Here is a 13,009-nt window from a genome sequence, read left to right as displayed (position 1 = left end):
TATCCCATCACAAACGCAAACCCCTGCCAACCCAGATAGGAGCTTCCCATGTCGCCAGATGATCGCCTAATTGTCGCCCTCGACGTTCCCAACATCCTCGACGGCATGGAAATCGCCGATAAACTCGGGGACAGCGTATCATTTTACAAAATCGGCCTTGGTATGCTCACTGGGGGCGGCCTCGCGCTCGCGAATGAGTTGAAAGAACGTGGCAAACGCATCTTTCTGGATATGAAATTCTTTGACATTGGCGCGACGGTGGAACGGGCGGTATCGGGCATCGCACAGTACAACCTCGATTTTCTGACGGTACATGGGGACCCGCATGTGGTTCGCGCCGCTGTGGCTGGTCGCGGTGATACAGATCTCAAAATCCTCGCAGTAACGATCCTCACCTCCTTGGATCGCACTGACCTAGACGATTGCCTTATCCAGTCTGGAGAAATCCAAAACCTAGTGATCGAACGCGCCCGCCTCGCCTTATCCGCAGGTGCAGACGGCGTGATCGCCTCCCCCCAAGAGGCCACTTTGATCCGCGCCCTACCCGAAGCAAAAGGCAAACTTATCGTCACACCAGGTGTGCGCCCAGCAGGTGCCGCCCTTGGCGATCAAAAACGCATCGCCACCCCCGCTTCTGCCGTAAGCGATGGTGCCGACCATATCGTCGTGGGACGCCCCATCATCCAAGCAGACGACCCTGTGGCTGCCACCAAAGCAATCCTCTCGGAACTGGCCTCAGTTTAATCAAATCCAAGATACTCCAGTTTTATCTTTAAGACCTCCGTAACGCCCTTGGCCGAAGCTACCCTCAAAGCAATCAGAGGAGCTTGGGATGAAACCCCTTTTGAAAACCACACTAACAACGGCCATCGCCATTGCGGCGTTGTCTACATCTGCACACGCAGGTTTTGAACTCTTCGCGAAAAAGGGCTTTGGCGCGGGCGCACCATCGTCCAAACACATGCCCCCTGCTGGCTATTCCAACCAATGGTGGACACACCCATCTGGCTGTGAATACTCCAAAGCAGGCCGCCCAGGCGAAGTCGTTTGGTACGTGATCATCAACTCAATCGGCAACCGCAACTGTCCTGGCATGATCGTGCAACGGGCACGAGCCGATTTTAACAACTAAAACGTTTCGCTAAAAACCTGAGACATCAACCCTTCGCGAAACGCATTGCATCTCAGTTACTGACAGGTCTCTCAACCACCACCAAGTGACTCACGGTTACCGCGAAAGGCTACGCGACAACTGACTGGCCTTGGCAGCAGGCATTTGCGATAATACGACAGTATTCTGCGAAAGACCTTGCTGCCAATGTCCGCCTTCTGCCGTGATTGCCTAACTGTCTGCGCGCCAAAACCGCGCTGTGAACACTGCGCCTCGCCGCGTGTGTTGCAACACCCAGAGCTGTTTGACCTGTCCATCGCCCATATGGATTGCGACGCCTTTTATGCGTCTGTCGAAAAACGCGATAATCCAGAAATCCGCGACAAACCCGTCATCATCGGCGGCGGCAAGCGCGGTGTGGTCTCCACCGCCTGCTACATCGCCCGCATCAACGGCGTGCATTCCGCCATGCCCATTTTCAAGGCTTTGAAACTCTGCCCCGATGCCGTGGTCGTGCCCCCCCGCATGAGCACCTATGTAGAGGTGTCAAAACAAATCAAATCAATGATGTCCGATCTCACCCCCGCCATCGAACCTCTGTCATTGGACGAAGCCTTCATTGATCTTAGCGGCACCGAAAAACTGCACGGCGCGCCCCCTGCTGTCATGCTCGCCCGTTTGGTGAAACGCATGGAAACCGAAATCGGCATTTCTGGCTCCATTGGCCTGTCGCACAACAAATTCCTCGCCAAACTCGCCTCTGATCTTGATAAACCGCGCGGCTTTTCCGTCATTGGGCAGGACGAAACACTCGATCTCCTCGCCCCACTCCCGATCAAAAAAATCTGGGGCGCGGGCCCTGTATTGCAAAAGAAGCTGCAAAGCGACGGCATCCAGACCTTTGCCGATCTACGTCGGCGCGAACGTAAGGCCCTTGGCGAACGATACGGCAGCATGGGCGACCGCCTTTGGCATCTCGCGCGCGGTCTCGATCAGCGCCGTATTACGGGCCGCGACCCCGTCAAAAGCATCTCCAAAGAAACCACATTCTTTGAAGACACCTCTGATGCCGACCTCCTCGACGGCCACCTCTGGCGCTTGGCCGAACAGGTATCGGATCGCTGCAAAGCCAAAGAATACGCGGGCAAAACCGTGACCCTTAAGGTCAAGAAATCTGATTTTAAATCCCTCACCCGCTCCACCACATTAAACGAACCGACCCAAATGGCCGACCGCATCTATTCCAACGCCCGCCAAATGCTCGACGGCGTGATGGATCGCGCGCCCTTTCGCCTGATCGGCGTTGGCGTCAGCCACCTCACCCGCCCCGAAGAGGCAGACCACTACATGGACCTGCTCGAACAAGACGCCGCCAAACGCGCTAAGGCCGAACGCGCCACCGACGCCATCCGCGAACGGTTCGGCAAAGACGCAATCCTCAAAGGGCGCTCCCTGCGCTAGATCGGTTTACCCATGTCTCCCAAAACTTTCTCAGGCCAATGCTACTGCGGCGCGACGCGGTTTCACGCGGCAAAACCACCTTCCATCGTCACCTATTGCCACTGCACCGATTGCCGGCGGGTCACAGGCGCGCCTGTCGCTGCCTTTGCCGCGTTCGACATCTCTGCCATAAACTTCTCGCCAGACGCGCGAAAATTCGCAACCATCACCACTGGCGTCAAACGCGGGTTTTGCAAAAACTGCGGTTCACCACTCACAGGCCAATACGATTATCTACCCGACACAATCTACATTTCTGTCGGCCTGATTGACCAAGCAGATGATCTCCCGCCAGCGCTTCACGCACATGTGGGCAGCAAACTTCAATGGTTGCAGATCGACGATGATCTGGAACGGTTCCCAACCTCTGCACGCTCTCGGCTCAACGAATGAAATCAACGCCCATGCTCACCATCTATTCCGTCCCAGTCGCTGTTTATTCGGCCAAACTGCGCATCCTGTTACGCCACAAAAACATCCCCTTTGAACAGCTGCCCCCACCTGGCGGCTACGGCTCGGATGCCTACCGCGCCATCGTCCCTTCAGGCAACATCCCCGCAATGATCCACGACGGGTTCATGCTGTCCGATTCCGAAGCCATCGCCGAATACCTAGAAGAAACATTCCCAGCCACACCCATGTTGCCCGACACCCCAAAACTACGGGCAAAAGCGCGTGAATTCAGCCGCTCGCACGACACCCGTTTGGAACCTGCCGTGCGCGCCATGTACCCCCAAGTTGCCTTTGAAACCCGCGACACAAACGCGGTCATCGCAGGGGGCGCGGCTATTTCAAAACAACTGGCCTCCCTTGCACTCCTACTGTCCCAAAACCCGCTGGACCCGTCCAAGTTGTGGATGTGTGACTGCGGCTTTGCCATGACTTTCGCGTGGATCAAAGCATTTGAACCCGCTTTAAACCTTCCCATAGACTGGCCAGAAATCGTGCGCGACTACGATAAACGCCTGCAAGGTTTTGATGTGATTGCCCAAGAGCTTGAGGCCTACCGTCCCGCCATGGACGATTACCTTGAAAAGGCAAAACCGCCTATTTCTCGGTAAACTTCAACTCAATCCGACGGTTCAACGCCAACGCTTCGGGGCTATCCCCGTCCACAATCGGTTGAAACTCCCCGAAACCGTTCGCCGCCAGTCGTTCAGCGGGCACACCCAGATCAGAAATCAGGTATTTCACCACCGATAGCGCCCGCGCTTGGCTCAGCTCCCAGTTATCCGCATAAAGCCCTGTCCCAGACAACGGAACCTTGTCGGTGTGCCCATCGACCCGCAAAATCCAGTCGATCTCGCTGGGAATTTGATCCGCCACATCCAAAATAATGTTCGCAACCTTGGCGATTTCTTCTTGGCCACGGGGGCCAAGCTCGGCCGACCCAGCGCCAAACAAAATTTCGGATGAAAACACAAATCGGTCACCCACAATCCGAATGCCTTCGCGGCTGCCAAGAACATCGCGCAAACGCCCAAAGAACTCAGATCGGAATTTACGTAGGTCTTTCGCTTCTTCTTCCAAACGTTTGCGCTCGGCCTCTTCCAGTTTGGCGGTTTTTTGCGTTTGTTCGGCCAATTTCTTTTGCTCTGCGGCCACTCGCGCCAGCGCTGTATTCAGATTTTTGCCCAACGCTTCGATCTGAACTTTGCTCTTCTGATCTGCCGCGTTTGCAAAATCGAGCAAGCCTTGCAACGTATCGAGCTGTTTGCGCAATTCCACAGTTTGCGAGTTCAACAGCGCCACCTTGCGCTGCGCCTCTAAACTCACTTCTTGCTCCTCTGCCAACTCTTGACGCGCAACCACCAACAGCGCTGCTTGGCGCTCCGCCTCAGACAGGTTTTCCGCCGCCTTAACATCTGCATCACTGATCTCGGCACGGGCCGCCGCCAACAGGGTCAGTGTATTTTCCGCTTCTTTGCGCTGCGCCTCTAACGCCAATGTCATGGCCGTCAATTCGTCCTCTGCGCCTTTCAATCGTTCACGCAGTGCCGCCGCTGCGGCTGCTTCGGCCAGCTTCGCCTTCTCCGCATCCGTTAGCCCCTGCACCAATTCATCAAGCCGCGCGCGCAATTCCTGTTCGGTTAATCCTTGCGCTGCGATAACCGCATCCCGCTCTGCCAATTCCGCCTGCGCTTGGCGCAATTCCCTTTGCGCGTCCGACAAATCCGTTCCCGTGTTTCCCATCGCAGACAACGCCGCGCTCAGGGATCCACGTGACCCTTCCAAATCCGCCTGCGTCTGCGCCAGCAACGCCAAAGCATCCGCCAACGATCCTTCTTTTTGCGAAACATCACTGCGCAAATCTGCGATCAGTGCTTCCAAGGCTTCGCGCCGCGCCGCTGCCAAACGTGCGGCCTCGACACCTTCGTCGATTTCGCTGCGCGCTTGCGCCAAAGCCAATTGCAGCGCCTCTTTCTCTGAAATCACCGTCAGATTGGCCTGCTCCAACGCCGCCTTATCCGCCAGCAAAACGCGGTTTTGATCCTGCAAATCCGCTTCGCGATCAGCGGCCTCAGCCACTTCGCCTGTCAGCACAGCAACCCGCGATTGGCTTTGCTCCAGTGTGCTGGCCAAATCGCTGTTTTGCGCCAACAGCGATGCAACTTGATCTTCAAACTCTGCAATCTGCGCCGCCTGATTTTCCGTTTGCGAAGACAGGGACGCAATCAACGCGGCCTGCGCTTCGGCTTCTGTGCGGGCCGTTTCCAACGTGGCCGTCAGCAAATCAACATTGCCCTGCAAATCACTTGATCGCGCCTGTTCCAACCCCAACGCTTGGGACAACCCCGCCAGCTCATTTGACAAGGCATCCAATTCTGCGTCTTGGCCGGTGATCGTGTCACGCAACACAAATTGCACCACCATAAAAATGGTCAGCACAAACATCAGCACCAGCAACAGCGCCGTCATCGCATCCACAAAGCCAGGCCAGATATTGGCAGAAAATCGGTTTGCCGAACGGCGGTTCAGGGCCATAATTTACCCCTCGTCACCAGAATTGCTCGAAACACCAATGGCCTTGCGCAAGGTGGATGTCAGCCCCAGCAAATCACTGCGCAAATCGCTCACTGCGTCTTGGCGGCCTGCGGTCATTTCTTCCAGAATGCGCAACAATTGCGTGTCGATATTGCGCAGCCGCATCTTGGCCTCCGCATCCCAAACTTCGTCCTTTTGGCCATTTTGCATCACGTCAATCATCTGCTTTTGACCATAGGCGATTTGCTCAACCAGCTTGTCACCACTGCCCTGCGCCTGCGCGGTACTCTCGGCCAATCGCTCTACCACTTGGGTCAATCGCGCCACGCGTTTATCCGTTTCATTGCGCCGCTCTTGGCTTTGGCGCAGCAAATCATGCAGGTTTTCAATCTGATATGTTGTGTGCTCCAGCATATCCGCAATGGCAAAATTCTCGACATTGCCCATGTCCCCATCACTGGTCCCAACACCAATGCGCGTGATTGATGACAGCCATTCTTCTAATTCGCGGTAAAACCGATTTTGCCCGCGCCCCGCCAGCAAATCCAACAACCCAACAACCAGTGATCCCGCCAAGCCCAACAGGGATGACCCAAATGCCGTGCCCATCCCGCCAAGCTGACGTTCCAACCCTGTCATCAGGTTGTCAAACACATCCATCGAATTTGCACCCTCTTGCGGTGCCAAAGATCGGATCGTGTCCACAACCGCAGGAACGGTCACGGCAAGTCCGTAAAACGTCCCCAACAATCCTAAAAAGATCAACAGGTTAATCACATAACGGGTAATCTCGCGCCCTTCGTCCAATCGCGTCGCCACACTGTCCTGAATGCTCTGCGTGCTGGTTGATGTCAGCGATGTGCGCGCGCCCCGCTTGCGCAACAAATGCGCCAAAGGGGCCAGCAATCCTGGTGGATCAACAAACTCATGTCCCGGGCGATCCAGCGCAAACCCTTCGATCCAACTGACCGAACTGACCAACGTAAACACCTGCCAAAAACACGCTATAATGCCGAACACAAACACGAACATGATAAAGCCGTTCAGCAGTACATTCGCCATGAAAATCGGCAGCAACGATTGATAGGACAAAAACGCCCCAATCGTTACCATCACGACGAACATCAGCATCATGAGGATCTGCCGCACAGGTTGGGTAAAGTGCGGGTCTGCTTTTCGATCTGCCTGTAACATCATTTTTGCCTGACACCTGCTTGGCCGTACCCTATCGCGTCCCCGTTGCGATGCCAAATGCAAAGTTACCGCGCGAAAAGCCAACTAAACCATTGTAAATCGCGTTGAAAATCCCCAAATATCAATCAAACAAGTTACTTTTGGAGGAAATATTTTGGAACTTCTCGGATTTGAATCCGTTGGCATCACCGCCGTCGCAATTCTCATATTTGCCGTAGTCCTTATCTTTATGATGGTGCGTTCCGTCCCACAGGGCGAAGAATGGACCGTTGAACGTTTTGGCCGCTACACTCGCACCCTGTCCCCTGGTCTGCGCTTTTTGATCCCGATCATGGATAAAATTGGCGCCAAGATTAACATGATGGAAACCGTGCTTGATATCGACAGCCAAGAGGTCATCACGCGCGACAACGCTATGGTCGTCACAGACGCTGTGACCTTCTATCAGGTCGTTGATGCCGCCGCTGCCGCTTATGAAGTGCGTGATTTGTATCGTGCGCTGGCCAACCTCACACAAACCAACATTCGGTCTGTTGTGGGCTCCATGGACTTGGACGAAAGCCTCTCAAACCGCGAAGTCATCAACGCAAAATTGCTGTCCGTTATCGACGAAGCCGCGCATCCATGGGGCATCAAAGTAACCCGCGTTGAAATCAAAGACCTCGCACCGCCGCCTGACATTTCCGAAGCAATGGCCCGCCAGATGAAGGCAGAACGGGACAAACGTGCGGAAATCCTTCAGGCCGAAGGTATGAAGCAGTCCGCGATCCTGAAATCCGAAGGGGAACGCGAAGCGCAAATCCGCGAAGCCGAGGGCCGCAAACAAGCCGCTTTCCTTGACGCGGAAGCCCGCGAAAGGGCCGCCCAAGCCGAAGCCGAAGCAACCCGCATGGTATCCGAAGCGATTGCCGCAGGTGATGTCCAAGCCGTGAACTACTTCGTGGCGCAAAAATACACCGAAGCTCTGCGCGATGTGGCCTCCAGCCCATCTGCAAAAACCGTGATGATCCCGCTCGAAGCGTCAAACCTGATCGGTTCCATCGGGGGCATCGCAGATATCGCCAAAGCTGTCATTAGCGACAAAGACAAAGCTTAAGGAGGACACATGCCGTTTTTAGACATCCTTGAAGGTCTGTCTCCGTGGTGGTGGGTCGCCGCCGCCTTCGCCCTTGGTGCGCTGGAAATGCTGACAGGCACGGCGGTTCTGATCTGGGTGGCTTTGGCCACATTGGTGATGGCGGCCCTAACGGCGCTGTTCCCCGCCATGTCGGGCGAATTGCAGATCACATTGTTTGCGGTTCTGTCCATCGGCCTCACATTTGCGGGCCGCTGGGCGCTTGGCCGATTTGGCGATGGGGGCGAAACCCACGCCACGCTGAACCAACGGTCTAACCACCTGATCGGACGCACCGCCAAAGTGTTGGATTACGATGCAGGTTCAAACAGCGGTGCAGTGGAAATCGAAGGTATGCGCTGGCGGGCCACATGGGCCGCTGGGCAATCCTCGGCCACGGGCGAAACAGTTCGCATTCGTGCCGCAAAAGGTATGAACCTCACGGTGGAATCCACCAGCTAACACATCAGGCTGATAGGGTGCGAACCCTGTCAGCCAACCAATCCAACTCAGGATCGCTTAACCCGATCTTGGCCAGCCCTTCCGCTGTATTGTACAAATACTCCGTATTCGGGCCACGTCCCCCAACAGACCGCGCAATAATTTCCGCCTGTTTTTCCAACGCCATGCCACCACAATACTGCACATGATCGCGATTGATCACATAAGCCACGCTGTCCACAACACGCCCATCGCGCAACAAGATCGGATGAATTTCCTCCAGATACGCCGATGAAATCAGCTCCCGATCCCGCAAATACTGCAATGCCTCTGGCGCTGTTTCAGGGGGCACAAAAAACGCCACTCCATCGCAAAAAGCATCGTCCGCGCGGTCCAATGCCAACACCAATCCTGGGTTTTCTTCTGTGCCGCGATGATGGATCGACCACATGCAAAAACTACGTGAAAACCCATCCATCCGCGCAATTTGACTCTCGGAAAATTCAAATCCTGGTTGCCAGACCAAAGATCCGTACCCAAATACCCAAAAACCGTCTTTTATATTCATCACTGGCAACCCTTCGTTGGCCTGCTATAACCCGCTGCAAATAGAAATGAAAAGGGGCCTCGCCCATGGTTCGCATCTTCTTTGGAATTCTGATCGTCGTCACCCTTGGCTGGTCTGGATATTGGTATGTCGGCTCTTCGGCACAACAATCAGGGCTTGAAACTTGGCTCGAAGAACGCCGCACCGCTGGCTGGGTCGCAGATTACGACAGCCTCAAGGTCCAAGGCTACCCGAGCCGCTTTGACACAAAGATCACGAACCTCAACCTAGCAGACCCAAAATCCCGCTGGGCATGGCGCACACCCGAATTGCAAATCCTCTCGCTCAGCTACAAGCCAAACCATATCATCGCTGTGCTGCCCCCCGAACACACGGTTTCCACCCCCAATGAACGCATCAACGTAAACTCCGATGCGATCCGCACCAGCATTAAATTCACCGCAGACACCGATCTAGCGCTCAATGCTTTGACAGGGGAAATGACCAACGTCACCCTGACCTCTAGCGAAGGTTGGACATCCGAACTCAAAGCCGCAAAATTGGCCACCCGCCAAACAGCCGGCATAGCAAACAGCCACGATATTTTCTTTCAGGCCGATGGCGTAAAACCTGCCCGCATCTTTACCAAACTCATCGACCCAGACAGCCAATTGCCCGACGTGTTTGACACCATGCGCCTCGACATCAGCGCAGGGTTTGATGCCCCATGGGACCGTCACGCAGTGGAAGGCACAAAACCAGAATTGACCGCGCTCAAAATCAAAGATTTCTCTGCCACATGGGGCGAAATGAACTTCGAAGCCAAAGGCGACCTCACCGTTGATGCTGCAGGCACCGCCAGTGGCAAAGTTTCCGTGCGCGCCAAAAACTGGGAAAACATGATCGCCCTTGGTGTACGCGCAGGGGCCATCCCCGCCGAAATGCAAAGCACACTCACAGGTGGTCTTGGTCTGCTCGCTCGATTGTCAGGAAATCCAGATACGCTCGATGCGCCTTTATCGTTTAAAAACGGATTTATCTCGCTTGGCCCGATTCCAATCGGCCGCGCCCCCGCGATCCGCTTCAACACCACACCTTAACGGCAATAGGTCCCGCCACCACGATGTGATGCCACATCAAAATGGAAATGATCCTGATGAAACCGGTTCGCGTTTGGCCCCAGCACGGTTTTAAACGGCCCGCAGGCGGTCTTGTGCATCTGCTTTAGAATACGCCCTTTGGATCGACCCCGCCAATCGCGCAGCACCGATAACATGGTCCCGTCCTTCAACACAAACCCCGCAATATCGAGCGCATTGCCCTTCGCATGTTCCGACAATTTGCCGCTTTTGGCGCTGTTACGGTTTCGACAGGAATAACCTGCAATGATTTGCACCTTGCCCAAACCGCCCCCTTTGCGCCCCACCGCAGGTTTCGCGCTGTTCTGCATCCAACTGTAAAACGCTTTGGCGGTGTTACACCCAATGGATACTTCGCGCGTCATTTTCACGCCATCCACTTCGGTCAGTTTCACAGGGTTCTTGATTCCGCATCCGCCTTTGCCGCTGATCCGCTTCACGTGATACCCGCGCAACCCGTTGATCCCGCAAACGGAACCTTTTTTGCGATACCGCACGGCCTTTTCCACCTTGCCCGGTTTGTAAGGCTCCACCAATGCCACGCGTAACTTGCGCGGACGCGCCTTGGGTCGCAACGATTTGGCCACCGCAAACGGGCTTGTCACTGTCACAACGCCCGTATTTGTTTGCGCCACAACGTTTTTCAACGGCTCTGTCTTTGTCACCTTACGCGCAGACAGATCATCGCTGATGGTTTGCTCCACCACCACTTTTTGCACCGCAACCGCGGTGGCCGATGGCCCCGCAACAGGCCGCAAACGGGGGCGTTTTGAGACAAAGGGCGCCGCACCCGTGGTGAATTTCGCCTCAATCTCCACCGGACGCAGCACAGGTCGGGGCGAAGTTTCAACCGCTTGCGCAGCCGCCATGCTTGGCCCAAAGGCCAGCATCAAAACCATCCAAATGCCCCCAAACCGCATCTAATCGTCCTTCTTTGGCGCACGTCCAAAATCATCAGCAGACGTATCATGCCCTGCTTCAACAATCCCCCGACGGATCGCCCGCGTGCGCGTGAAATGATCAAACAACTGATCCCCGTCCCCGCGCCGAATGGCCCTTTGCAGATCAAACAGCTCTTCCGTGAACCGCCCCAAAATATCGAGCGTCGCTTCCTTATTGTTCAAAAACACATCGCGCCACATGGTCGGATCAGACGCGGCAATACGCGTGAAATCACGAAAGCCACCTGTAGAAAATTCGATAACTTCCTTATCAGTCACGCGCTCCAGATCATCAGCCACACCGACCATTGTGTAGGCGATCAAATGGGGCACGTGGCTGGTTACAGACAGCACCAAATCATGGCGCTCAGGTTCCATAACATCCACTTTTGCACCCATGGCCGCCCACAATTGGCGCAGCTGTTCAGTCGCCGCTTCGTTGGCATTTGGCACAGGGGTCAAAATGGTCCACTTGCCCATAAACAACTCCGCAAACCCTGCATTCGGGCCAGAGTTCTCTGTCCCTGCAATCGGGTGCGCAGGCACAAAATGCACCGTGTTGGGCAAATGCGGTTGAACCATTTCGATCACGCGGGCCTTTACTGACCCCACGTCAGATACGGTCGCTCCCACTTTCAATGCAGGGCCAATTTCTGCGGCCACGGTATTCATCGCCCCAACTGGCACACACAACACCACCAAATCCGCATCGGCCACTGCCTCTGCTGCCGTTGCGCACACCGTGTCCACCAGCCCCAATTGCAACGCCGTTGTGCGCGTGGCCTCGGATTTCGCATGGCCCACGATTGTTCCCGCCAGCCCAGCCTTTTTCATGGCCAGCCCCATGGACCCCGCAATCAGGCCCAGCCCGATCAGCGCCACTTTGTCGTAAATCTGTGTCATGCAACCCAACCGTCTTTAAACTCTTGCAACACCTGAACCACCCGCTTGCAATCCGCGCCTTTGCCAACAGTGATGCGCAAACACTCTGCCAACCCGTAACTTTTCACGGCCCGCACAAGCAACCCAGCATCGCTCAGCGCCTGATCCGCCGCGTCGGCCTCCGCCTCTGATCCAAACCGCGCTAGCACAAAATTCGTTTGGCTGGCATCACAGGCAATGCCTATGCCCAACAGCTTTTCACGCAGAAACTCGCGCCACTGCGCATTCGTTTCGCGGCATTTAACTGTGTAATTCACATCCCGCATTGCCGCTTCACCCGCAGCCAATGCGCTTGCGTTTACATTAAACGGACCGCGCACTCGGTGCAGCGTGTTCACAATCTCTGCAGGGCCATATCCCCAGCCAAGCCGCAATCCACCCAGCCCATAAATCTTGGAAAACGTCCGCGTCATAAACACGTTCTCACGTTCGTCTACCAAATCCGCATGGCCATCAAATCCGTCCACAAACTCGGCATACGCACCGTCCAGTACCAGCAACGCCTGTTCTGGCAAACCATCCGCCAACCGCGCAACGTCAGAGGCAGAAATCATCGTGCCTGTAGGGTTGTTCGGATTGGCAATAAACACCAGTTTCGTATTCTCATTCGCCGCCGCCAACAACGCATCCACATCCGTATGGCGTTCTTTTTCTGGCACAGCCACAGGAGTCGCCCCTGCCGCTTGGGCGCACAATTTATACATCAAAAAACCATGCTCGGTGAACAACACCTCATCACCTGGACCCGCATAAACCTGACACAGAAATGAAATCAGCTCATCCGACCCGTTCGAACAAATGATCCGTTCCGCGTCCAATCCTGTAACCTCGGCTATGGCCGTGCGCAGCGGGCCATGATCTCCAGACGGATATACATGCAAATCCCCCGCCACCGCACGATAGGCTTGCTTTGCGTCCTCAGACGGCCCCCAAGGGTTCTCATTGCTCGACAACTTAACGGTATTGGATTGCCCTTTAACGGCCCCTTTGCCGCCCACATAAAGCTCAATATCCATAATACCTGGCTGTGGTTTGATCCGCGTGCTCATCCGTCTTCCTTCATGGCTCGCGCAAGGTGTAGCGCCGCCAGCCTGC

14 protein-coding genes are annotated in these 13,009 nt (G+C 55.3%); 8 read left to right on the top strand and 6 right to left on the bottom strand.

What is annotated here, in order from left to right; all coding sequences use genetic code 11:
• Positions 1–48: 48 nt before the first annotated feature.
• From pyrF to QBD29_RS03800, 5 genes are all read left to right on the top strand, one after another.
• Positions 49–744 carry an orotidine-5'-phosphate decarboxylase gene (pyrF, locus tag QBD29_RS03820; protein ID WP_280099999.1) on the top strand — a complete coding sequence of 232 codons (696 nt, stop codon included), beginning with the start codon at positions 49–51 and terminating at the stop codon, positions 742–744.
• 88 nt (positions 745–832) lie between these two features.
• Complete coding sequence (locus QBD29_RS03815; RefSeq protein ID WP_280099998.1) at positions 833–1,132, top strand: hypothetical protein; 300 nt, start codon at positions 833–835, stop codon at positions 1,130–1,132.
• A 186-nt stretch (positions 1,133–1,318) separates the two neighbouring features.
• Entirely contained in the window at positions 1,319–2,572 is a 1,254-nt protein-coding gene (locus QBD29_RS03810) for a DNA polymerase IV (protein WP_280099997.1), read from the top strand.
• 12 nt (positions 2,573–2,584) lie between these two features.
• Positions 2,585–3,004 carry a GFA family protein gene (locus tag QBD29_RS03805; protein WP_280099996.1) on the top strand — a complete coding sequence of 140 codons (420 nt, stop codon included), beginning with the start codon at positions 2,585–2,587 and terminating at the stop codon, positions 3,002–3,004.
• Positions 3,001–3,672: a glutathione S-transferase N-terminal domain-containing protein gene (locus tag QBD29_RS03800; protein WP_280099995.1), complete on the top strand. Its 672-nt coding sequence runs from the start codon at positions 3,001–3,003 to the stop codon at positions 3,670–3,672. The genes QBD29_RS03805 and QBD29_RS03800 overlap by 4 nt, the downstream gene beginning before the upstream one ends.
• Here the strand turns inward: QBD29_RS03800 and QBD29_RS03795 are convergent.
• Together QBD29_RS03795 and QBD29_RS03790 are read right to left on the bottom strand one after the other, a co-directional pair.
• Positions 3,659–5,596, bottom strand: a complete 1,938-nt coding sequence (locus tag QBD29_RS03795; protein WP_280099994.1) for a peptidoglycan -binding protein — start codon at positions 5,594–5,596, stop codon at positions 3,659–3,661. The two genes, QBD29_RS03800 and QBD29_RS03795, sit on opposite strands and share 14 nt — an antisense overlap.
• A 3-nt stretch (positions 5,597–5,599) precedes the next feature.
• Positions 5,600–6,793, bottom strand: coding sequence for a biopolymer transporter ExbB (locus QBD29_RS03790; RefSeq protein WP_280099993.1), 1,194 nt, complete (start codon positions 6,791–6,793; stop codon positions 5,600–5,602).
• Positions 6,794–6,944: 151 nt separating this feature from the next.
• On the opposite strand from QBD29_RS03790, the gene QBD29_RS03785 reads away from it, so the two are divergent.
• Positions 6,945–7,886 carry an SPFH domain-containing protein gene (locus QBD29_RS03785; protein ID WP_280099992.1) on the top strand — a complete coding sequence of 314 codons (942 nt, stop codon included), beginning with the start codon at positions 6,945–6,947 and terminating at the stop codon, positions 7,884–7,886.
• A gap of 9 nt (positions 7,887–7,895) precedes the next feature.
• Positions 7,896–8,366 carry an NfeD family protein gene (locus tag QBD29_RS03780; protein WP_280099991.1) on the top strand — a complete coding sequence of 157 codons (471 nt, stop codon included), beginning with the start codon at positions 7,896–7,898 and terminating at the stop codon, positions 8,364–8,366.
• Positions 8,367–8,370: 4 nt separating this feature from the next.
• Here QBD29_RS03780 and QBD29_RS03775 read toward each other — a convergent pair whose 3' ends face one another.
• On the bottom strand, positions 8,371–8,913 hold the full coding sequence (locus QBD29_RS03775; protein ID WP_280099990.1) for a gamma-glutamylcyclotransferase: 543 nt from the start codon (positions 8,911–8,913) through the stop codon (positions 8,371–8,373).
• Between the two features lie 65 nt (positions 8,914–8,978).
• Here QBD29_RS03775 and QBD29_RS03770 point away from each other — a divergent pair, with 65 nt between their 5' ends.
• Positions 8,979–9,992: a DUF2125 domain-containing protein gene (locus tag QBD29_RS03770; protein ID WP_280099989.1), complete on the top strand. Its 1,014-nt coding sequence runs from the start codon at positions 8,979–8,981 to the stop codon at positions 9,990–9,992.
• Here QBD29_RS03770 and QBD29_RS03765 read toward each other — a convergent pair.
• The 3 genes from QBD29_RS03765 to hisC are packed head-to-tail and all read right to left on the bottom strand — an operon-like array spanning position 9,989 to position 12,963.
• Positions 9,989–10,951, bottom strand: coding sequence for an extensin family protein (locus QBD29_RS03765; RefSeq protein ID WP_280099988.1), 963 nt, complete (start codon positions 10,949–10,951; stop codon positions 9,989–9,991). The genes QBD29_RS03770 and QBD29_RS03765 overlap by 4 nt on opposite strands.
• Complete coding sequence (locus QBD29_RS03760) at positions 10,952–11,875, bottom strand: prephenate/arogenate dehydrogenase family protein (protein WP_280099987.1); 924 nt, start codon at positions 11,873–11,875, stop codon at positions 10,952–10,954. It abuts the gene before it with no gap.
• Positions 11,872–12,963, bottom strand: a complete 1,092-nt coding sequence (gene hisC, locus QBD29_RS03755) for a histidinol-phosphate transaminase (RefSeq protein ID WP_280099986.1) — start codon at positions 12,961–12,963, stop codon at positions 11,872–11,874. The genes QBD29_RS03760 and hisC overlap by 4 nt, the downstream gene beginning before the upstream one ends.
• Positions 12,964–13,009: the final 46 nt, after the last annotated feature.

This window comes from Amylibacter sp. IMCC11727 (genome assembly GCF_029854195.1).
Classification (GTDB): Bacteria; Pseudomonadota; Alphaproteobacteria; order Rhodobacterales; family Rhodobacteraceae; genus Amylibacter.
Note: the sequence above shows the minus strand (reverse complement) of the source record. Positions and strands in the feature narration are given on the sequence as shown.